Source organism: Streptomyces sp. WM4235 (assembly GCF_001279725.1).
Taxonomy (GTDB): Bacteria; Actinomycetota; Actinomycetes; order Streptomycetales; family Streptomycetaceae; genus Streptomyces.
Genome location: NZ_LGDE01000112.1, coordinates 42,983 through 63,956 on the forward strand (window position 1 = coordinate 42,983; position 20,974 = coordinate 63,956).

Sequence of the window (20,974 nt, forward strand, 5' to 3'; positions counted from 1 at the left end):
GGTCGTACTAGACGTCCCTGCGGTCGACGATCACGTACGAGGCCGCCACCGCGGCGCCGGTCACCAGCAGGAGCAGGAGCATCTGGGGCAGGTCGCCGGGCACCCTCGTGTCCTCGCCCGTCGGCATGCCGAACAACTGCATCATCGCCACCGGGACGTTGTACTGGAGGACGATCTCCCCGATCCGGGCCGAGGCCTCCCAGTAGCTGAGCATCCCGCCGATCACCGGCGGCAGCGTGACCAGGCCGAGCATGAGGGTGATCGCCCCGGCGGAGTGCCGGACCAGCGCCCCGACGGCGAGGGCGAGCACCCCGAGCAGCGTGACGTAGGCGCAGCCGACGAGCGCGCCGCTCCACTCCCCGAAGGTGTGCGGTCCGGCGCCGGGGCCGCTGTGCACGGCCATCGCCGCGGAGGCGACCACGAAGACCGAACCGACCGTCGCCGCCAAGGCCGTGGCGCTGAAGACGAGGTACTTCGCGGTGAGCACCCGGTGCCGGTCCGGGGCGGCGGTGAAGGTGGTGCGGACCAGACCGGTGCCGTGCTCGGAGGTGATGGTCAGGACGCCCAACACGATCACCGCGAGCTGGCCGACCAACAGGCCGAACAGCGCCGGGGTGGTGAACGGCATCGCGACGTAGTCCTCGTCCGCGGTCTGGGACACGAAGAGCAGTCCGATGCCGACGACGATCACCACCAGCGCCCCGAGGGTCCACATCGTCGAGCGCACCGAGGTCAGCTTCGTCCACTCCGACGCCACGGCGTGCCCGACGTGCGGCCGGGCGTCGTCGTGCGGCGCCCCGGGGACGGCTGGGGCGGTCGTGGTCGGGCCGGTCATCGGGTGTCCTCGGGGTTGCTCTTGGCGGCGCCGGCCAGCTCGCCGGGGTTGCCGGGCATCAGGAAGGGCCGCTCGCCCGCGCCGGGCGGCGGGGGCGCGTAGAAGCCCGTCCGCGGCACCTCGGGGGCCGCGTCCGCCTCCCACTCCGGGACGCTCAGCGGTTCCGGTTCCCACAGCTCGGCCCGGGGGTCGTCGGTGGAGGTGTACTCGACGGAGGACTGGGTCATCCGCATGTAGGCCTCCTCCAGCGAGGCCCGGTGCGGTGACAGCTCCCACAACCGCACTCCCGCCTCGTGGGCGAGGTCGGACAGCCGCGGCAGGTCCAGCCCGGTCACCCGGAGGGCGCCGTCCGGCTCCTGGAGGACCCGGCCACCGGCCTTGCGGAAGGCTTCACCGAGCGTGTCCCGGCCATCCCGATCGGTATCGGCCGCGCGCACCCGAGCGAATCCGGCCGAGTTGTGCGTGATGAACTCCTGGGTGCCCATGTCGGCCAGCAGCCGACCCCGGCCGATCACGATCAGGTGGTCGGCGGTCAGCGCCATCTCGCTCATCAGGTGCGAGGAGACCAGGACCGTACGGCCTTCGGCGGCGAGCCGGCGCATGAGCGTGCGCACCCACAGGATGCCCTCGGGGTCGAGACCGTTGACGGGCTCGTCGAAGAGCAGCACCCGGGGGTCGCCGAGCAGGGCGGTGGCGATGCCGAGCCGCTGGCCCATGCCGAGCGAGAAGCCCTTCGTGCGCTGTCGGGCCGCGTCCTGGAGGCCCACGACGGCCAGTACCTCGTCCACCCGCTTCTCCGGGATGCCGGAGAGCTGGGCGACGGCCAGGAGGTGGGTGCGGGCGCGACGGCCCCCGTGCATGGCCTTCGCGTCGAGGAGGGCGCCGACGTGACGCTGCGCGTTCGGCAGGTCGCGGAACGGCAGGCCGTTGATGGTGACATGGCCGGAAGTGGGCCTGTCCAGGCCGACGATCATGCGCATGGTGGTGGACTTGCCGGAGCCGTTGGGCCCCAGGAATCCGGTGACGTGACCTGGCCTGACCTGGAAGGACAGCTGGTCGACGGCGGTCTTCGCGCCGAAGCGCTTGGTAAGGCCGACTGCCTCGATCATGGTTCTGCCCCTTAGCAGGCCGGTACGACTCTCGCCCGTGTAAGGGTTAAGAGGATATCCAGTGTCCTACGGTTCCGTCTCGGCCGTCATCCCTGAGGTACCCCTGAGACCAACCCGAAGATCCCCCGTAGTACGGCGGACGTCCGTCTCGGGACGGACATCCGCCGGTACTCACCCTCACGCGGGGGAGGCCGGGGCCGGCCACCCCGTCACGCGTCGCGCTTCCTGAGGACCAGGAACCCCGCGAGCACGGCGGCCAACGTCCACAGGGCCATGATCCCGAAGCCGCCCCAGGGCCCGTAGGGCGGCGCGTCCCCGCCCGCCGCGCCCGGCGGGACGACCTGCATGATCCGGGAGCCGGCCTGATCCGGGAAGTACCGGGCCACCTTCCTGGTCGCCTCGACGGCTCCGAGGATGGAGGAGATCATCAGGAAGAACGGCATCAGCACGCACAGGGCGAGCATGGAACTGCGCAGCATCGTGGCGACGCCCATGGAGAACAGGGCGATCATGGCCATGTAGAGCCCGGCGCCGATCACCGCGCGCAGTACGCCGGGCTCGCCGATCCCCACGCTGCGCCCGCCCAGCAGGGCCTGTCCGAGGAAGAACGACAGGAAGCTGGTCGCGAGGCCCACGACCAGGGCCAGGGCGGTGGCGACGATGAGCTTGCCGAGCAGCAGGCTCCCGCGGCGCGGCACGGCCGCGAGCGAGGTGCGGATCATGCCCGAGCTGTACTCGGTGCCGACGACCAGCACCCCGAAGACGATCATGGCGAGCTGACCGAGGGCCATCCCGGCGAAGGCCGAGAGCGTCGGGTCGAAGGTGAGCTGCTCCTCCGGGCGCATGTCGTCGAACGAGGCGTTGATGAACGCGCAGATGCCGGCGCTCACGCCGACCGTGACCACGAGGGCGGCGATCAGCGTCCAGGTGGTCGAGGCCACCGTACGGATCTTGGTCCACTCGGACGCGAGGACGGCGGGGAAATCAGCCATGATCACTTCCCCTTCCGTTGTGCCGCGTCGTAGGAGGAGCCCCAGGCCGGTCCGGAACCGGGCGGGCCGGGGACCACGCCGGCCGCCCCGGGTTCGGGGGGTGCGGCGGCCGCTCCCGCCGCGTGGGCGTGGTACTCGACCGAGTCCGCCGTCATGCGCATGAACGCCTCCTCCAGGGACGCCCGCTGCGGGCTGAGCTCGTGCAACACGATCCCGTGCCGGGCCGCCAGCTCGCCGAGCCGCTCCGACTCCACGCCGTCGACCTCCAGCGTTCCGGTCGCCGGGACGGCGGTCGCGTCGATGCCCTCCGCGTGCAGGAGGTCCTTCAGTCGCTCCTGCTGGGGCGAGCGCACGCGTACGTAACTCCGTGAGTTCTGCCGAATGAAATCGGCCATCGACAAGTCGGCGAGCAGCTTTCCCTGCCCGATGACCACCAAATGGTCTGCGGTCACCGCCATTTCACTCATCAGGTGAGAGGAAACGAAGATCGTCCTCCCCTCCGCGGCCTGCGCTTTCATGAGATTCCTGATCCAGAGAATTCCCTCGGGGTCCAGACCATTGACGGGTTCGTCGAACATCAAGATCTCCGGATCACCCAGCAGGGCGGCGGCGATTCCAAGCCGCTGCCCCATGCCGAGCGAAAATCCTTTCGACTTCTTCCGCGCCACCGCCGTCAGTCCGACCTGGTCCAGCACCTCGGACACCCGACTCCTCGGGATCCGGTTCGACTGGGCCAGGCAGAGAAGGTTGTTGTACGCGCTGCGTCCGCCGTGCATGGCCTTCGCGTCCAGCAGGGCCCCGATGTGCGTGAGCGGCTCCGGCAGGTCCCGGTAGCGCTTCCCGTCGATCCGCACCCGCCCGGCGGTCGGATTGTCGAGGTCGAGCATCATGCGCATCGTCGTCGACTTCCCCGCCCCGTTGGGGCCGAGGAAGCCGGTCACCACCCCGGGTCTGACCTGGAAGCTGAGGTCGTCCACTGCCGTCTTCGCACCGAAGCGTTTGGTGAGGCCCTCAAGCTCGATCATGCGGCCACGCTAGAACGGCAGAGGGCCCCACGCCACCTCAAACAGGTGACACAAGGCCCTCGGTGCCAACCGTCCGGCGCAATGGCGTACAACGCCTACGCGCGCCGTCGTACTGGAGACTGCGCGTACTAGCGGCTCTGCTGAGCCGGGACGCCACGCGTGACCGGCTCGTCGTCGATCGGGGAGCCGGCCGCGGCCACGGCCGCACCGGTCAGCGTCGCCAGCATCTCGCGGACGTTGGTCAGCTGCGCGTTGATCGAGTCGCGGCGGTTGGTGAGCGCCGCCAGCTCGCGCTCGGACTCGCTGCGGATCCGGTCGGCCTTCGCGTTGGCGTCGGCGACGATGTCCTCGGCCTGACGCTGCGCGGTCTCCACGGTCTGGCGCGCGCGACGCTCGGCGTCGGTACGGAGCTTCTCCGCCTCCAGGCGCAGCTGCTCCGCGCGGTGCTCGATCTCCGCGAGACGCTTCTCCGCCTTGGCCTGACGCGAGGCCAGGTCGCGCTCGGACTGCTCGCGGCGCTTGGCCAGGTTGGTCTCGAAGTCCGCGGCGGCCTGGGCGGCCTTGGCGCGGGTCTCCTCGAAGAGCGCGTCGGCCTCCTCGCGCTTGGAGGCCGCGTCCTTCTGGGCCTCGGAGCGCAGGGTGGCGGAGTCGCCCTTGGCCTTCTCGACGATGCGGACGCCCTCGTCCTCCGCCTTCGACTTCCGGTCGGCGGCGAACGACTCGGCGTCGTTGCGCACCTGCTGGGCGGCCGACTCGGCCAGCTCGCGGTGCTGCTCGGCCGCGCGACGGGCCTCCTCGCGAAGGTCCTTCGCCTCCTCCTCGGCCAGTCGCAGGATCTTCTCGACCCGGGCACCGAGGCCGGCGTACGACGGCTCCGCGTCGCTCACCTGCGCCTGGGCGTTCTGCGTTTCGAGGTGCAGCTCCTCGATCCGCTTTTCCAGAGAGTTGATACGTCCTAGTGCGCTGTCGCGGTCGGAGACCAGCTTGGTAATGCGGTCGTCCACCTGACCGCGGTCGTAACCACGCCGCACGAGCTCGAAGCCGAAGGGGGAGGAAGTGTCGCTCATGGGGTTCCTGTCGAATGAGACCGATGAGGTGCTACGTGAGGTGTTAGGGGAATCCTAGGCGCCCAGACGGCGTGTCATCGAGTCAATCCGCGTTTGATCTGGACAATGACACCCCTTTTGAGTGGCAAGGCGACAGAATGCTTGTCGCCCGTTCGCCTGAACCTCCATCAGGAGCACACATCTTCATGTGCTGACTAGTTCTCTGACGACTTGCCACTCGAACGAGTGGAACCCGCCGCCGCACCGGCCTTCACGCCCCCCGCGCCCTGACCGCCGACCGTCGGCTTTCCGCCGCCCGAAGGCGCCTCGAATGATTCCAACGCCTCAAGAACGTCCTGGACACGGGAGATCTCCGCCTGAATGTCCTCGCGTCGACGCACCAGGACCTCCAGCTCGCGGCGGCCCTCGTCGACCAGTCGCTCGGCCTCCGCCTTCGCCTCGGCGAGGGTGCTTTCGGCCTCGCGCGTCACCTCGGCCTTCTTCTGCTCGGCCTCCTTGAGCAGCGCCTCCGCCTTGCGCACGGCGGCGATGCGGACCTTGCCGGCCTCGCTGCTCGCCTCCGACACCAGGTCCTTGGCCTTCTTGTCGGCCTCGACGCTCTGCTCGGTCGCCGCCCGCACCAGCTTGTCCACGCGCTCGCCCGCGGACTTCATCTGCTCCGCCGACTCGCGGCGGGCCCGCTCGTGCAGTTCCTCGACCTCGGACGCGACCCGGCCGCGCAGCTCCTCCGCCCGCTCCCTTATGGCGGCGGCGTCCGTACGCGCCCCGACCAGCAACTCGTTCGCGTCCGTACGGGCCTTCTCCACCGTGGAGTTGCCCTCGACGGTCGCCTCCGACGTGATCCGCGCGGCCTCCTTGCGGGCCGCGTCGACCATCGCGTCGGCCTGCTCCTCGGCCGCCGTGGTCGCGGCGAGGGCCTGCTGCTGCGCGTCGGTGGTGAGCCTCTCGGCTTCCGCCGAGGACTCCGTGATGAGCCGGTCCACCTGCTCGGCGGCCTCGCTGCGACGCTTGTTGGCCTCCTCGCGGGCCTCGTCGAGCAGCCGCTCGGACTCCGTACGGGCCTCCGCGCGGGTGCGCTCCGCCTCGGTCGCCGCCTCCGCCTTGACCCGCTCGGCCTCCGACCGGGTACGGGTCGCGTGCTCCTGCGCCGAGGACAGGGCCTCGGCGGCCTCCGTGCGCAGCCGTTCGGCCTCGGCGGCGGCCTCCCCGACCGTCCGCTCGTTGTCCTTGCGGGTCTCCTCGGTGAGCTTGTCCGCCTCGGCGGCCGCCTCGGTGATGAGCCGGTCCGCCTGTTCGGCGGCCTCGCTGCGACGCTTGTTGGCCTCCTCGCGGGCCTCGTCGAGCATCCGCTCGGAGTCCCGTTCGGCGCTCGCCAACGTCTCGTTCGCAGCCTCGGTGACCCGCTCGGCCTCCGCGGTGGCCTCGCCGATGATCCGGCCGCCCTCCTCGCGGGACTCGTCGAGGATCCGCGCCGCCTCGGTGCGCAGCCGCTCGGCCTCCTCGGCCGCCTCGCCGACCGTGAGGTCGTTGGCAGCCCGCGTCTCGACCGTCATGCGCTCGGTCTCGGCCGCGGCCTCGCCGATCAGTCGGGCGCCCTCGGCGCGTGCGTCGTCCAGGGTCCGTGCCGCCTCGGTGCGCAGCCGCTCGGCCTCCGTCGCGGCCTCGCCGACCGTGGCCGCGTTCGCCGCGAGGGTCTCCTCGGTGAGCTTGTCCGCCTCGGCGGCCGCCTCGGTGATGAGCCGGTCCGCCTGCTCGGCGGCCTCGCTGCGCAGCCGGTTGGCCTCGGAGCGGGCCTCGTCGAGCGTGCCCGCCGCCTCGGCGCGGGTCGCGTCGGCCGCGGCCTCGGCCTCGGAGGTGAGTCGGGCCGCCTGCTCGCCGGCCTCCTCGATCGTGGCCGCGTTCGCCGCGCGGGTCTCCTCGGTGTGCAGTTCGGCCAGTCGCGTGGCCTCGTCGACGATCCGGGTGCCCTCGGCGCGGGAAGCGTCCAGGGACTCCGCGGCCTCGCCGCGGATCCGGTTGGCGTCGTCCCGGGCGTCCGCCCGGGTCCGGGCCGCGTCCCGCTCGGCCGCGGCCAACGCGTCGGTGGCCTCGGTGCGCAACCGCTGCGCGTACTCGGCGGTGTCGGTGCGCAGTTGTTCGGACTCGGCGATGGCGTCGCCGACCGTGCGCTCCGCGAGGGCCTTCGCGGCGTCCGTCTCGACACGGGCCTCGTTGCGCAGGCGGGTGGCGTCCTCGGACGCCCGCTCCCGCTCGGCGTGGGCGTCGGCGCGGACGCGTCCGGCCTCCTCCTCGGCTTCGTTCCTCGTGCGCTCGGCGGAGTGTTCGGCCGCGCTGCGCAGCCCGACGATCTCCTCCTCGGCCTGCTCGTGCAGCCCGGCCACGGCGTCCCGTACCTGCTGGGCGGTCGTCTCCGCGGCCGACACGACCTCGGACGCGCGCCGCTCGGCCTCCTCGGTCAGCCAGACCGCCTCGGCCTGTGCCTCCTCGGAACGCTTGCGGGCCTGCGCCAGCAGTTCCTCGCTCTGCTCGCGGGCCTGGGCCCGCTCGTTCTCCGCGTCGGTGCGCGCCGACGCCAGCGTCTCCTCGGACTCCCGGCGACGCCGGGCGGCCTCCTCCTGCGCGGCGGCCAGCGCCTCCGCGGCCTCCGCGGCGACCCGCTCGGCGGCGGCCTTGGCCTCCGCGCGCAGCCGGTCGGCGGTCTCCTGTGCCTCCGTACGCACCCGCTCGGCCTCGGACTCGGCCTCGCCGCGCAGCCGCACCGCGACCTGCTCGGCCTCCGCGCGCACCTGGCCGGCGTCTTCCGCCGCGTCCGTGCGCAGCTGGTCCGCCTCCGCCTCCGACTGGGCCTGGAGGGTACGGATCCGCTCGGCGGCCTCGGCGCGCAGCCGGTCGCTCTCCTCCGTGGTCTCCCGGCGGATGTTCTCCGCCGAGGTCCGGGCGTCGCGCAGCGTCTGCTCGGCGTTGGTCAGCCGGTTCTCGGCGTCCGTGTGGAGCCGGACCAGTTCCTCGTCGGCCTCCGCCCGCTTCGCCGACAGCGCCTGCTCGGTCTCCTCGCGCCGGGCCCGCGCCGCCGCGTCGGCCTCGGCGCGGACGGACTCCGCCTCCTCCTCGGCCTCGGCGCGCAGCCGCTCGGCCTCGGCGCGGGTGCGCTCCAGGGTCTCCTCGGCCTGCCTGCGCAGGGTGCCGGCCCGTTCCACGGCCTCGCCGCGGACCCGCTCGCTCTCGGCGGTCGCCCCGCCGCGCAGCTCGTCCGCGTCCGACTTGGCCTTGCCCAGCAGCTCCTCGGCGGTCCTGGCCGCCTCCTCGATCTGCTGGACCGCCTCGCGGCGGGCCTCGCCGCGGATCCGCTCGCCCTCGGCGACGGCCTCCGCGCGCAACTGCTCGGCCTCGCCGCGCAGCCTGCGGGCGTCCGCCTGGAGTTCGACCGTACGGGCCCGGTACTCCTCGGTGTCGTCCTTCGCGGCGCCCTTGAGCTCGTCGGCCGTTGCCGCGGCCTGCACGCGCAGCCGGTCGGCCTCGGACTCCGCCTCGCGGCGGATCCGCTCGGCCTCCTCGGACGCGGCGCGGGTGGTGGCCCGGGCGTCCTCCGAGGCCTTGTTCAGTACTTCCTCGGCCGTGCGGGCGGCCTTCGCCAGCTGCGCCGCCGTGTCCTCGGCGGCGGCGGCGCGGGCCTGCTCCCCGGCCTCGGCGCGCAGCCGCTCCATGTCGGCGCGGGCGTCGGCCAGCAGCTGTTCGGCCTCGCCCTTGAGGACCTCGGCCTCCTTGGTGGCCTCGCCGACCAGCCGTGCGACCTGCTCCTTCGCGGTGCGGGTGCGCTGCTCGTTGACGGACTCCGCCGAGGCGAGCTGCCGCGCGGCGCTCTCCTTGGCCTCCGCGAGCAGGGTCTCCGCCTCGGCGCGCGCGGTGCGCAACGCGGAGTCGGCCTCCTGGACCCGGGACTCCGCGACGCGGCCGAGGTCCATGGTCTGCTGCCGGGTCTGCTCGGCCTCGGCGGAGGTGGTGCTCCGCAGCCGTTCGGCGTGCTCGGTGGCCTCCTGCGCCTGCGAGGAGGCGGCGGTCAGCAGCCGCTCGGCCTCCTTGCGGGCCCGCAGCAGGGTGCTCTCGGCCTCGGTACGGGCGGCCTCGGAGTCGGCGGTGAGCCGGCGTCGGGCCTCCTCGGCGAGCCGGGCGGCCTCGGCGCGGGCGGCGTTCAGCGCCTGCTCGGCCTCGGCGCGGGACTCCTCCATGAGCCGGCGCGCCTGGGACTCGGTACGGGCGCGCAGCTGCTCGGCCCAGGCGACGTTCTCGTTGACGTGCGCCTCGACGGTCTGGCGGCGCTCGTTCAGCTCCTGGTCCAGGCGCTGGCGGCGGTTGACGGCCTCGCTGTGCAGCTCGGCCTGGAGGCGGGCCTGGTGTTCGGCGTGCTCCTGGAGGATCCGCTGGGTCTGGGCCCGGGCGTCGCGCAGCTCGCGTTCGGCGTCGGAGCGCATCTGGTCGGCCTGGATCTGGGCATTGCGGAGCAGCTGCTCCGCCTGGTAGCCCATGTCCGCGCCGTCGTAGGCGGGGCGGGACGCGAGATTGCGGCGTACCTCATGGAGCTTGGCGCGCAGCACCTCGACCTGGTAGCCCAGGTCCTCGGCGTGCTGGACGGCCTTCCCGCGCTCCTTCTTCAGCCGCTCCATCTCGGCTTCGAAGCGCGAGAGATGGTCGACCTCGGCCTGGTGGCTCTCCTGGCTTTCGTAGCCCCGCACAGCGCGGTCCCATCCGTCCCCTGGTCGCAAGCTCACTCCCAATTGAGCATCGCTCGCCCGCTGAACGACGCCCCCGGGGAATGGTGTCAGATACCGGGGCAGGGGTTACAGGCCCCGACCCCGTCTCCGCACCGAACCCCGGCCGAGCCATGGCCACTCTACCGGCCGGAGAAACGGGACATCAGTGCGCTTGGGTGCGCATCGCCTGGTTGGGAGCCCGAAGAACGCCTGTCAGCAGGGGTGGAGCGGGGTGTACCCGTGGGTACGAACAGATCTTCAGACAAGCCGACCGGCGACGGTCGGAGTCGATCACGGGCGGCGGCGGGCGCCGGTCCGCCGCCCGCGGGGACGGGTGCCGCGTTCGCGCACGCGCACGGAACCCGGGCCGGTGTCCGAACCCGCCGGCACCCTTCACCGGCCCCTCCGGCAGCGGAAACAGCCGTTCCGGAACCATGTCGCGCGCCGGCCGGCGTGACGCAACGCAAACTCCCGCGCGAGGCGTCACGACCGGTCGTTCGACGACACGCGCCACGCGCCTCAGTGCCCTTCCGTCGCCTCCGGGGCGGAGGTGACCAGTTCGGTCAGGACCCCGTGGCAGTCCTTCGGGTGCAGGAAGGTGATCCGGGACCCCATGGAGCCGATGCGCGGCTGGTCGTACAGGACGCGGACGCCCTTGCCGCGGATGGCCTCGGCGTCGCCGTCGACGTCCTCGGTCCCGAAGGCGATGTGATGGACGCCCTCCCCGTTCTTGGCGAGCCACTTGCCGACCGCGGAGTCCTCCCTGGTGGGCTCCAGGAGCTGGAGGTAGGAGGCACCCCCGTCGGAGGTCTCGTTGATCTTGAGCATGGCCTCGCGGACGCCCTGCTCCTCGTTGACCTCGGAGTGGAACACCTCGAATCCGTACGTGGCACGGTAGAACTCGACAGTCTTGTCGAGGTCGAAGCAGGCGATCCCGATGTGGTCGATTCTTGTCAGCATGGGACCAGTGCACAGCTCGGGAGGGGCGTCACGCAACGTGCCAGCGATCACACCGACTGGCCGGTGACGGCGCGGGTACTGCTCAGTACATTCAGGTAAACCCTCGTTCACTCCTCAGCTTCCCCGCTGAAAGGGGATCCGCCATCATGTCCGGAACGAACAACACCACTTCGGTGATCGTCGCTGGGGCCCGCACGCCCATGGGGCGTCTGCTGGGCTCGCTGAAGTCCTTCTCGGGTGCCGACCTCGGCGGCTTCGCGATCAAGTCCGCGCTGGAGCGGGCCGGGATCTCCGGCGACCAGGTCCAGTACGTGATCATGGGCCAGGTGCTCCAGGCCGGCGCGGGCCAGATTCCCGCCCGACAGGCCGCCGTCAAGGGCGGGATCCCCATGAACGTCCCCGCGCTCACCATCAACAAGGTGTGCCTGTCCGGCCTCGACGCCATCGCGCTCGCGGACCAGCTCATCCGCGCCGGGGAGTTCGACATCGTGGTCGCGGGCGGCCAGGAGTCCATGACCAACGCCCCGCACCTGCTGCCGAAGTCCCGCGAGGGCTTCAAGTACGGCGCCATCGAGATGCTCGACGCGATGGCCTACGACGGCCTCACCGACGCCTTCGAGAACATCGCGATGGGCGAGTCCACCGAGAAGCACAACACCCGCCTGGGCATCGAGCGCGCCCCGCAGGACGCGTTCGCCGCCTCCTCGCACCAGCGGGCCGCCGCCGCGCAGAAGAACGGCGTCTTCGAGGCCGAGATCACCCCGGTCGAGATCCCGCAGCGCAAGGGCGACCCGGTGGTCTTCTCGCAGGACGAGGGCATTCGCGCCGAGACCACGGTCGAGTCCCTCGGCAAGCTGCGCCCCGCCTTCGCCAAGGACGGCACCATCACCGCCGGCACCTCCTCGCAGATCAGCGACGGCGCCGCCGCCGTGGTCGTGATGAGCAAGGCCAAGGCGGAGGAGCTCGGCCTGGAGTGGATCGCCGAGATCGGCGCGCACGGCAACGTGGCGGGACCCGACAACTCGCTCCAGTCGCAGCCGTCGAACGCCATCCTGCACGCCCTGAAGAAGGAGGGGCTGGAGGTCTCCGACCTGGACCTCATCGAGATCAACGAGGCCTTCGCGGCGGTCGCCGTGCAGTCAATGAAGGACCTCGGCGTGACCCCGGAAAAGGTGAACGTCAACGGCGGCGCCATCGCCCTGGGGCACCCGATCGGCATGTCCGGCGCCCGGGTCGTGCTGCACCTGGCCCTGGAGCTGGCCCGGCGCGGCGGCGGTGTCGGCGCGGCGGCCCTGTGTGGCGGCGGCGGCCAGGGCGATGCCCTGATCGTGCGCGTGCCCGGCGCGAAGGCGTAGGTGTCACGAGGATGACGACGGTGGACGTCCCCACACTGGTGGCCCAGGCCCGAGAAGGCCGACCCCGGGCCGTGGCCCGGCTGATCTCACTGGTCGAGGGGGCGTCCCCGCACCTGCGCGAGGTGATGGCCGCCCTGGCCCCGCTCACCGGCGGGGCGTACGTGGTGGGGCTCACCGGCTCCCCGGGCGTGGGCAAGTCCACGTCCACCTCGGCGCTCGTCTCGGCGTACCGCAAGGCCGGCAAGCGCGTCGGCGTGCTCGCCGTGGACCCGTCCTCGCCCTTCAGCGGGGGCGCGCTGCTCGGCGACCGGGTGCGCATGTCGGACCACGCCTCCGACCCGGGGGTCTACATCCGCTCCATGGCCACCCGCGGCCACCTGGGCGGGCTCGCCTGGGCGGCGCCGCAGGCGATCCGCGTGCTGGACGCGGCCGGGTGCGAGGTGATCCTGGTCGAGACGGTCGGGGTCGGGCAGTCGGAGGTGGAGATCGCCTCGCAGGCAGACACCTCGGTGGTGCTGCTGGCGCCCGGGATGGGTGACGGGATCCAGGCCGCGAAGGCGGGCATCCTGGAGATCGGCGACGTGTACGTGGTCAACAAGGCCGACCGGGACGGCGCGGACGCGACCGCCCGGGAGCTGAACCACATGCTCAGCCTGGGGGAGTCCCGGGGCAAGGGCGACTGGCGGCCGCCGATCGTCAAGACGGTCGCCGCGCGGGGTCAGGGCATCGACGAGTTGGTCGAGGCATTGGAGAAGCACCGGGCCTGGATGGACGAGCGCGGTGTGCTGGCCGAGCGTCGCACGGCCCGTGCCGCCCGTGAGGTGGAGACCATCGCCGTGACGGCCCTGCGTGCCCGAATGGCGGATCTGCGCGGGGACGCGCGCCTGGACGCGCTCGCGGCCCGGGTCGCCGTGGGGGAGCTGGACCCGTACGCGGCCTCGGACGCCCTGCTGGCGACGCTGACCGATGCGGACTCCCAAGGGCGAACCTAAACTGGCAATCGCCCGGAATGGCCCGAAGGATCCCCTGTAAGGGAGTGGTGTCATGGCGAAGCGCGGAAACAAGAAGCGAGCCCGCAGGAAGAAGAAGGCGAACCACGGCAAGCGTCCCAACGCCTGACCGCGCACAACACGAAGAGGGCCGCGCCCCCGAGCCGGGGCGCGGCCTTCGTCGCGTCGGTGCGAAAGCGACGACCTAGTTGTTGTCGTCGTTGTCGTCGTTCGAGTCCGACGAGGACGCGGTGGCCTTCCCCGACGTGGGGTCGACGTGGACGTGCTTGGTCTTGCCGTCGCTCGACTTGACCTCGATGTCCCAGTAGGTGCTGCCGTTGTCGTCGTCGTCATCCCAGTCGACGGACCAGACCTTGGCACCCTTGTTGGCGGCGAGGGCCGCCGCCATCGCCTTCTTGGCGTTGACCTTGGCGGCGATCAGGGGTGCGTACTGGGCGGCGTTGTCGTTGTCCGTGTCGCGGGTGGTGGCCTTGCCGGCGCTGTCGACCTCGACCTCGGTGTTCTTGCCGTTCTTGGCGACCACGTTGACGTGCCAGACGGTGCCGTCCTTGTCGAGGGACTCGACGACACCCGGGTGGTGCTTGAGGGCCGCGTCGCTCGCGCTCTCTGCGGTCACGTCGGCGCGGGCGGCGGTGGCCGTGGTCGTGGTCCCGGCCGTGGCGCCGGTGGCGGCGACGGCCGCCGCGGTCGGGCCGCCGACCGTGAGGACGGCGGCCGCGGCCGCGGAGATGATCACGTTGCGCTTCATGGGCAGTACCTCCTCGGGCCGGCCCGGGCGCCTACGGTTGCTCGGCGGGCGGACCGGCGGGCGATATCGACCATTCTGCGATCGATCGCCGGATCCGGCGCGGGGAGGGGCGTCAGCCCTTGCCGCGGTTGTCCCGCAGGTGCTCCGCCACGGGGCGCAGGGACTCGCGCAGGGCGGCCAGGGCGGCCGGCGGCAGCAGGTCGATGAAGTGCTGGCGCACGGAAGCCACGTGGTGCGGGGCGACCTTGCGCATGGTCTCCATGCCCTCGTCCGTGAGGACCGCGAAGAGGCCGCGGCGGTCGGACTCGCAGTTCACCCGGCGGACCAGCCCGGCCGCCTCCATTCGGGTGATCTGGTGGGAGAGCCGGCTCTTGGACTGCAGGGTCGCCGTCGCGAGGTCGCTCATCCGCATCCGGTGACCCTCCGACTCCGAGAGGTTCACGAGGATCTCGTAGTCGTTGTTGGTGAGGCCGAAGGGCTGGAGATCCTTTTCCAGCTGGTGCATGAGCAGCCTGCTGACGTCCAGGTGGGTGCGCCAGGCGCACTGTTCGGCGTCGGTCAGCCAGCGCGTGGCCGTCTCGGTCTCCATGGTCTCCATGACTGAACTCTACCTAAAAAGTTGAATTGCGTACAAAAATAGGACGATCACAGATGCGAGATCACAGGCCGAAGCGCCGCTGTAGATCACCCAGCTGTCCGGGCATCCGCGGCACGCCGATCTGACCGAGCGGCCCCTGACCGGCCCCGGGAACGCCCTGCGCGTTGCCCGTCGCCGCGCCGGCGCCGACCGCGCCGACCGCCTGCTCCGCCATCAGCATCTCCGACGACTGGAGCAGCACCGTGCCCGCCCCCACGAACTCGAACTGGTGCTCCTCGCCCGAGGAGCCGCCGATGCCCGTCAGCGAACGCAGGCCGCCGATCACGCCCGACATGTAGCCGTGGTCGTAGTGGTGGCAGGGAGAGGGGCAGTCCGCCCAGCCCACCAGTGCCTGCGGGTCCACGCGCAGGGGAGGCTCCATGAACACGACCGGTCCGTTGGACGCGGCCACGAACTTCCCGGTGCCGATCAGCGTCAGGAACCCCGGCACGATCGACTGCTTCAGCGCCAGCGTCGGCTGGTACGCCAGCAGGTTGCCCGACCGGATCGTCAGGTTGCCCTTGTCCAGGTCGTACGAGTTCACGTCGAAGGCCCGGTCGGCCAGCAGCATCTTGCCCTGCCCCTCGGCCACCACCCAGTCGGCGGCGTGCAGGGGCGAGTGGAAACTCGTGCGCAGCAGCCGGTCGAAGCGGCCGTTGCCGATGCCGTTGAACTCGATGCTCCCGTAGTACGAGATCATCTTGCCCTTCTGCAGGAACCACTGGCTCCCCTTGAGCTCCACGCAGAAGGTGTACGCGTTGACGTTGTCGTCGGAGGGCAGCGTGTACGGGTCGAAGACCGTCGGACCTCCCGGTCCGCCGGGCACGGGGCCAAAGTTCACAGCTTCTCCTCCGAGGCCTGTACGTACACCGCGCCCTGGCCCGACAGCTCCAACTGGAACGCCTCGCCCGAGCCGCGCCCCACCATGTCGCGCCAGCCGAGCGCCGTGGAGAGCTTGTTCCTGACGTCCCCGTGGTGGGCCACGTACGCCTGCGGGTCGACGTGCACCGGCCGGTTCGGGGTGATGGGCAGTTCGACGACCCCGCCGTGGGCCATCACGGCGACGGAGCCGTGCCCCTTGAGGGTGGTGGTGAACAGGCCCTGGCCGGAGACCTGGCCGCGGACCATGCCCATGACGCCGCCCTGCGAGCCCATGAACATCGTGCCCTGCTGGAGGGTGCCGTCGAAGGCGAGCAACCGGTCCGCCTCCACGTACAGGGTCTCGCCCGACAGGTTGATCACCTGGATGTGGTGGCCGCCGTGGCCGAACATCACGGTGCCACTGCCCTCGACCGACATCAGCGGCGTCTGTTCGTTCGCCACCCGGCGGCCGATCATGCCCATGACCCCGCCCTGACCACCGGTCAGGCTCGGGGTGAAGGAGACCTCGCCCCGGTAGGCGAGCATCGCGCCGCGCTGGCTGTACATCTTCTGCCCGGGGACGACCTGCGCCTCGACCATCTTGGAGTTGATCTCGCGGAACGGCATCAGACGTCGCCCCCGATGGTGTTGCGCTCGCTGGGCTGCACGTAGACCAGGCCCTCGCCCTCGAAGCGGATCTGGAACGCCTCGCCCGAGCCCTCGCCGATCAGCGTGCGGAAGTTCACGCCCGACTGGAAGGACTGCCGCAGGTCCCCCGTGTGCGCGACGTACGCGCCCGGATCGACCGACAGCGGGTACTGGGCGCTGACGCGCAACACCACCGCCGGACCGTCCGACATGATCGCGGCCTGGCCGGAGCCCTCCACGGTCGTGGTGAACAGGCCGTTGCCCGTCGTCGCCCCGCGCAGGCCGGTGAAGGTCGTGCCGGTGCGCAGGCCGGCGTCGGTGCACAGCAGGTTGCCGGCCTCCACGTGCAGCTTCTCGCCGCGCAGGCTGACCAGATTGATCTCGCTCGCGCGGTCGGCGAAGAAGCAGGTGCCCTGCCCCTGGACCTCCATCACCGTCATCTGTTCGCCGGTCAGCCGGCGGGTCACCATCCCGCGGAGACCTTCGCCACCGCCGGACATCTTCTTGAAGGCCATCTGGCCGTCGTACGCGACCATGGAGCCGTTTTTCGCTTTGACGGCGTCCCCGGTCAGGTCGACGGCGAGCACCTTGCTGCCTTGGAGTCGGAACTGAGCCACGGGAAGACGTTATCCGCAGAGTGCGGGACCGAACAGGGCTTCGTGGCCGATATCCGCCACACTCGGTCGTTCCGGGTACCCCGGTCAAGATCCCGCGGGGCGGCTGAGACACTGGGAAGGACCCCCGGCCTCCTCCCGCGAAGGTTCCACGTGGACATCAAGACCGCTTCCGCCCTGCACCGGCTGCGCCTCATCTCCGTACCGGAGGCACTGTCGTTCCCGGCCCTGCTGATCTTCGGCTCGCTGCTCAGCCGGGTCTCCGACATCGACTACCTGATGATGCCGTTGGGCATCCTGCACGGGATCCTCTTCGTCATTTACGCGGTCTTCCTGCTCGACGTCTGGAACAAGGCGAAGTGGCCGCTCAAGAAGGTGGCCCTGTTCTTCCTGCTGGCGCTGCTGCCGTTCGGCGGGCTGTACGGGGACCGGCTGCTCAAGCGCGACGAGGCCGACAGCGTCCTGGCCGCGCGGGCGCGCGAGGCGGCCCGCGCATGATCGTCGCGTTCTCCGTGACCCCGCTCGGGGTGGGCGAGGAGGTCGGCGAGTACGTCGCCGACGCGGTCCGTGTCGTACGGGAGTCCGGGCTGCCGAACCGCACCGACGCGATGTTCACCACGGTGGAAGGCGAGTGGGATCAGGTGATGGACGTCGTGAAGCGCGCCGTCGCCGCCGTGGAGGCGCGGGCGCCCCGGGTCTCCTTCATCCTCAAGGCCGACATCCGTCCCGGAGTCTCGGACGGCATCACCTCGAAGGTGGACACGGTCGAGCGGCACCTCGCCGCCGGCTCCGAGGGCTGAGCCCCCGCACCCTTCGAAGCGCCCCCCGCCGACAGGGCCGGGGGCGCTCTCGCGTGCCCCGCCGGGGCCGGTGCGGTCACGCGGACGGTTCCCGCGCCGAGGGAAAGGTCGAGGGAAGGGGGTCGGTCCGCGACACCGTGCGCGACCGCGCGACCGCGTCAGGGCGGGGAGGACCCGCTCCCGGGATCGGTGCCCGCGGCCAACGCGATGGCGAGGGGGGTGCGTTCGTAGAGGATCCGGTGGCCGTGGCGGGACGAGAGGAGGAGCCCCGCCGACTGGAGGGTCTTGAGGTGGGCCGAGACGGTGGACGGCGCCAGGCGGAGCCGTTCGGCCAGCGCCGAGGTGGACGCGGGCTCCTCCAGGGCGCGCAGGATCTCGGCCCGGGCCCGCCCCAACAGCCGGGCGAGCGCCCGCGGGGTCGGACCGTCCGAGGCCGCCCACAGCGCGCCGATGCCCCGGGCCGGGTAGACGACCGTCGGCTGCCACGGCGGGTCGTAGCCCCCGACCACCTCGGGCCACACGAACGCGCTCGGCATCAACAACAGGCCCTGGCCGTCGAGCGAACGGTCGTGGTGCGTGCGCCGGTCGATGACAAGGGTGTCCCCGGACCACCGCAGGTCCGGGTGGAGCCCGTCGAAGAGGGCCTCCAACCCGCCCGCCGCCAGCCTGCGGGAGTGGAAGAGGACGTCCGCCTCCAGCAGGGCCCGCAGCCTCGGCCAGTGCGGGGCGACCAGACAGGTCCAGGCCCGCTCCAGCAGATCCGCCAACTCCCGCACGGACCGCTCCGGATCGGCGAGCAACCGCTGCCCGATGTCGCTCTCCACGGCCCCCGGCGTACACACCAGGGAGCGCCGCAGGTCCTCCCGGGCGGCGCCCGGATCGGCCGCGCGCACCCGGGCCAGTTCCTCCTCGAAGGTCACCGACGGGCCGGACGGCGGAGGGCTGAGGAAGTCCGGATTGTGCCCCTTTTTGGGCATCAGCAGCCACAGCGGACGCAGGTCCAGGCCGTCCGCCGCCTCACGGATTACCCGCAGCCACGGCAGGTGGTAGGCCTGGCGGTTCCGGTACAGCAGGACCCGGACCGCCTCCTGCGTCTCCCAGCGCGGAGAGATCGGGAAGCGGCAGCGCAGCAGGTCCACCGGACCGAACCGGTAGTGGAACGGCATCGACCCTCCCGAAGCCCCCGAGGCCTTCCCGAGGCCCTCTCGATTCTTCCCGAGATCCTCCCGCGGCCCTTCCGACGGAACACGCGGCCAGGATTCGGCGGGGAACGAATCCCTGCCCCCGGGGCCCGGCCCCGACCAGGCTGCCCGCATGGAAACCGTCAACCAACCGGCCGCCGATCACACGGCGGACCCGTCCGACACCGGATACCGGGCCGTCTTCAGGGTCCGGGAGTTCCGGAGCGTCTTCGCCGCGCACCTGATGTCCGTGCTCGGCGTCGTCGTCGCCGAGATCTCCCTGACCGTCCTCGTGTACCGGCTCACCGGCTCACCACTGATGAGCGCGCTCACCTTCGCCCTCGGATTCCTCCCCTACGCCCTCGGCGGCACCCTGCTCGCCGGGCTCGCCGACCGGTACCCCGCCCGCCGGGTACTCGTGGCCTGCGACCTCGTCTGCGCGGCCTGCGCGGCGGCCATGGTCCTGCCCGGCACCCCCGTCGCCGGACTCCTCGCCCTGCGCTGCGCCATGTCCTTCGTCGCACCCCTCTTCCAGGGCGCCCGCAGCGCCTCCCTCGCCGACATCCTCGGCGCCGGCGACGTCTTCGTCCTCGGCCGGTCGCTGCTGCGCATGGTCGCGCAGAGCGCCCAACTGATCGGATTCGGCCTCGGCGGGCTGCTGCTCACCGCCCTCGCACCCCGAGGGGCCCTCGCGCTCACCGCCGCCGGCTTCCTGGCCTCCGCGCTCCTGCTGCGCCTCGGCACGGCGGCCCGACCCGCCCGCGCGGGCACCGGCGGCACCCCGCTCGGCGGCCTGCGGGCCGTCTTCCGGCACCGACGGACGCGCGTGCTGACCCTGCTGTTCTGGCTGCCGCCGGTCTTCGTCGTGGTCCCCGAGGCGCTGCTCGCCCCGTACGTCGCCGGCATCGGCGCCGGAACGGTCGCCCTCGGCCTGCTGATGTGCGCGTTGCCCGTCGGCACCATCGCGGGTGAACTCTGGGCCGGCTCCGTACTCACCGCCCGAACGCGTTCGCGGATCGTGGCCCCGCTCGCGGCGGCCGGCCTGTCCCCGCTCCTGCTGTACGCGGCGCGGCCGGGCATCGTCGTCACCCTCGGGGCGCTGCTGCTGGCCGGGCTGGCGCACGCGTACACCCTCGGGCTCGACCGGATGTACGTGGACGCCGTGCCCGAGGAGCTGCGCGGTCGGGCGATGACCCTGCTCGGGACCGGGATGATGACCCTCCAGGGAGTGGGCATGGCCCTGGCGGGGCTCGCCGCCGAGTTCCTGCCCGTCCACGTCGTCGTCACCGCGTCGGGGGTGCTCGGCACCCTCGTCGTCCTGGCCCTGCTGGCCGAATTGCGCGCCTGCGCCCCGGCCGCCGAGGGGCCGAGGGATGAGACGGGGCTGACCGCCAAATGACCGCCCGGTAGGGTCTGGTGGATGCCCAAGCCGCTCAGCCTTCCCTTCGACCCCATCGCCCGCGCCGACGAACTCTGGGAGCGCCGCTGGGGTCCGGTGCCCTCGATGGCAGCCATCACCTCGATCATGCGGGCGCACCAGATCCTGCTCGGTGAGGTCGACGCCGTGGTGAAGCCGTACGGACTGACCTTCGCGCGGTACGAGGCCCTCGTGCTGCTGACGTTCTCGCAGGCCGGCGAGCTGACGATGTCGAAGATCGGCGAGCGACTGATGGTCCACCCGACCTCGGTGACGAACACCGTGGACCGGCTGGTGCGCTCCGGACTGGTGGCCAAGCGACCCAACCCGAACGACGGACGCGGCACGCTCGCGTCGATCACCGACAAGGGCCGCGAGGTCGTCGAGGCGGCGACCCGGGACCTGATGGAGATCGACTTCGGTCTCGGGGCGTACGACACCGAGGAGTGCGGGGAGATCTTCGCCCTGCTGCGCCCCCTGCGGGTGTCCGCCGGCGACTTCGACGAGAAGTAGTTCCCGTACGCGGGACCCGCGTCGATCAGGGGCATCGGGCACGACGTCGATCGCGAGGTCGATCACGGGGCCCGCGTCAAGATCGCGCAAAACGGACGGTTAGGCTCGTGGCCATGAAACGAAGCGTGCTGACCCGGTACCGGGTGATGGCCTTTGTCACTGCCGTGATGCTGCTGGTGCTGTGCACCTGCATGGTTTTCAAGTACGGCTTCGACAAGGGCGCCGACCTGACCTTCGTGGTCTCCCAGGCTCACGGCGTGCTCTTCATGATCTACCTGGTCTTTGCCTTCGACCTGAGCTCCAAGGCCCGGTGGCCCTTCGGCAAGATGCTCTGGGTCATGGTCAGCGGAACGATTCCGCTCGCGGCCTTCTTCGTCGAGCGCAAGGTCCGCGCCGAGGTCGAGCCGCTGGTCGAAGACGGTCTGACCACCGCCAAGGCCTAGCCTCGGCGCCG

General features: G+C 71.4%; 21 protein-coding genes. 8 read left to right on the forward strand and 13 right to left on the reverse strand.

Annotated features, from left to right (window positions below; translation table 11 throughout):
- Window positions 1–7: 7 nt before the first annotated feature.
- The 7 genes from ADK55_RS10915 to mce all read right to left on the reverse strand — a co-directional run bounded on the left by ADK55_RS10915 (window position 8) and on the right by mce (window position 10,736).
- Window positions 8–835 carry an ABC transporter permease gene (locus ADK55_RS10915; RefSeq protein WP_053677471.1) on the reverse strand — a complete coding sequence of 276 codons (828 nt, stop codon included), beginning with the start codon at window positions 833–835 and terminating at the stop codon, window positions 8–10.
- Entirely contained in the window at window positions 832–1,944 is a 1,113-nt protein-coding gene (locus ADK55_RS10920; RefSeq protein WP_053677473.1) for an ABC transporter ATP-binding protein, read from the reverse strand. The genes ADK55_RS10915 and ADK55_RS10920 overlap by 4 nt, the downstream gene beginning before the upstream one ends.
- 209 nt (window positions 1,945–2,153) lie before the next feature.
- Entirely contained in the window at window positions 2,154–2,936 is a 783-nt protein-coding gene (locus tag ADK55_RS10925; RefSeq protein WP_053677714.1) for an ABC transporter permease, read from the reverse strand.
- A 2-nt stretch (window positions 2,937–2,938) separates the two neighbouring features.
- Window positions 2,939–3,961 carry an ABC transporter ATP-binding protein gene (locus tag ADK55_RS10930; RefSeq protein ID WP_053677475.1) on the reverse strand — a complete coding sequence of 341 codons (1,023 nt, stop codon included), beginning with the start codon at window positions 3,959–3,961 and terminating at the stop codon, window positions 2,939–2,941.
- A gap of 128 nt (window positions 3,962–4,089) precedes the next feature.
- Complete coding sequence (locus ADK55_RS10935; RefSeq protein WP_053677477.1) at window positions 4,090–5,028, reverse strand: cellulose-binding protein; 939 nt, start codon at window positions 5,026–5,028, stop codon at window positions 4,090–4,092.
- A gap of 194 nt (window positions 5,029–5,222) precedes the next feature.
- Complete coding sequence (gene scy / locus ADK55_RS10940; protein ID WP_053677478.1) at window positions 5,223–9,758, reverse strand: polarized growth protein Scy; 4,536 nt, start codon at window positions 9,756–9,758, stop codon at window positions 5,223–5,225.
- A 537-nt stretch (window positions 9,759–10,295) separates the two neighbouring features.
- A complete protein-coding gene (mce, locus tag ADK55_RS10945) occupies window positions 10,296–10,736 on the reverse strand; it encodes a methylmalonyl-CoA epimerase (protein ID WP_053677481.1) in 441 nt (146 codons plus the stop codon).
- Window positions 10,737–10,882: 146 nt separating this feature from the next.
- Between mce and ADK55_RS10950 the strand changes: the two genes are divergently transcribed.
- The 3 genes from ADK55_RS10950 to ADK55_RS40940 are packed head-to-tail and all read left to right on the forward strand — an operon-like array spanning window position 10,883 to window position 13,210.
- Complete coding sequence (locus ADK55_RS10950; protein ID WP_053677483.1) at window positions 10,883–12,091, forward strand: acetyl-CoA C-acetyltransferase; 1,209 nt, start codon at window positions 10,883–10,885, stop codon at window positions 12,089–12,091.
- Window positions 12,092–12,102: 11 nt separating this feature from the next.
- Complete coding sequence (gene meaB, locus ADK55_RS10955; protein WP_053677485.1) at window positions 12,103–13,083, forward strand: methylmalonyl Co-A mutase-associated GTPase MeaB; 981 nt, start codon at window positions 12,103–12,105, stop codon at window positions 13,081–13,083.
- 52 nt (window positions 13,084–13,135) lie between these two features.
- Entirely contained in the window at window positions 13,136–13,210 is a 75-nt protein-coding gene (locus ADK55_RS40940; RefSeq protein ID WP_107089157.1) for a 50S ribosomal protein bL37, read from the forward strand.
- A gap of 75 nt (window positions 13,211–13,285) precedes the next feature.
- Here ADK55_RS40940 and ADK55_RS10960 read toward each other — a convergent pair whose 3' ends face one another.
- From ADK55_RS10960 to ADK55_RS10980, 5 genes are all read right to left on the reverse strand, one after another.
- Window positions 13,286–13,849, reverse strand: a complete 564-nt coding sequence (locus ADK55_RS10960; protein ID WP_053677487.1) for a PepSY domain-containing protein — start codon at window positions 13,847–13,849, stop codon at window positions 13,286–13,288.
- A gap of 112 nt (window positions 13,850–13,961) precedes the next feature.
- On the reverse strand, window positions 13,962–14,438 hold the full coding sequence (locus tag ADK55_RS10965; RefSeq protein WP_053677716.1) for a MarR family winged helix-turn-helix transcriptional regulator: 477 nt from the start codon (window positions 14,436–14,438) through the stop codon (window positions 13,962–13,964).
- A 70-nt stretch (window positions 14,439–14,508) separates the two neighbouring features.
- Complete coding sequence (locus tag ADK55_RS10970) at window positions 14,509–15,312, reverse strand: AIM24 family protein (protein ID WP_053677718.1); 804 nt, start codon at window positions 15,310–15,312, stop codon at window positions 14,509–14,511.
- Window positions 15,313–15,323: 11 nt separating this feature from the next.
- Window positions 15,324–15,974 carry an AIM24 family protein gene (locus ADK55_RS10975; RefSeq protein WP_053677489.1) on the reverse strand — a complete coding sequence of 217 codons (651 nt, stop codon included), beginning with the start codon at window positions 15,972–15,974 and terminating at the stop codon, window positions 15,324–15,326.
- Complete coding sequence (locus tag ADK55_RS10980; RefSeq protein ID WP_053677491.1) at window positions 15,974–16,612, reverse strand: AIM24 family protein; 639 nt, start codon at window positions 16,610–16,612, stop codon at window positions 15,974–15,976. The genes ADK55_RS10975 and ADK55_RS10980 overlap by 1 nt, the downstream gene beginning before the upstream one ends.
- A 150-nt stretch (window positions 16,613–16,762) precedes the next feature.
- Here ADK55_RS10980 and ADK55_RS10985 point away from each other — a divergent pair, with 150 nt between their 5' ends.
- The gene (locus tag ADK55_RS10985) at window positions 16,763–17,107 is read left to right on the forward strand and encodes a DUF3817 domain-containing protein (RefSeq protein WP_053677493.1); all 345 of its coding nucleotides are present in this window, start codon (window positions 16,763–16,765) and stop codon (window positions 17,105–17,107) included.
- Window positions 17,104–17,409, forward strand: coding sequence for an MTH1187 family thiamine-binding protein (locus ADK55_RS10990; RefSeq protein ID WP_053677495.1), 306 nt, complete (start codon window positions 17,104–17,106; stop codon window positions 17,407–17,409). Before ADK55_RS10985 ends, ADK55_RS10990 begins: the two co-directional genes overlap by 4 nt.
- A gap of 158 nt (window positions 17,410–17,567) precedes the next feature.
- Here the strand turns inward: ADK55_RS10990 and ADK55_RS10995 are convergent, their stop codons facing one another.
- Window positions 17,568–18,575, reverse strand: coding sequence for an ArsR/SmtB family transcription factor (locus ADK55_RS10995; protein ID WP_053677497.1), 1,008 nt, complete (start codon window positions 18,573–18,575; stop codon window positions 17,568–17,570).
- Window positions 18,576–18,723: 148 nt separating this feature from the next.
- On the opposite strand from ADK55_RS10995, the gene ADK55_RS11000 reads away from it, so the two are divergent.
- The 3 genes from ADK55_RS11000 to ADK55_RS11010 all read left to right on the forward strand — a co-directional run bounded on the left by ADK55_RS11000 (window position 18,724) and on the right by ADK55_RS11010 (window position 20,963).
- Window positions 18,724–19,989, forward strand: coding sequence for an MFS transporter (locus ADK55_RS11000; protein ID WP_053677499.1), 1,266 nt, complete (start codon window positions 18,724–18,726; stop codon window positions 19,987–19,989).
- A gap of 21 nt (window positions 19,990–20,010) precedes the next feature.
- Window positions 20,011–20,520, forward strand: a complete 510-nt coding sequence (locus ADK55_RS11005; RefSeq protein WP_053677500.1) for a MarR family winged helix-turn-helix transcriptional regulator — start codon at window positions 20,011–20,013, stop codon at window positions 20,518–20,520.
- A 113-nt stretch (window positions 20,521–20,633) separates the two neighbouring features.
- Window positions 20,634–20,963, forward strand: coding sequence for a DUF3817 domain-containing protein (locus ADK55_RS11010; protein ID WP_053677720.1), 330 nt, complete (start codon window positions 20,634–20,636; stop codon window positions 20,961–20,963).
- Window positions 20,964–20,974 lie beyond the last annotated feature (11 nt).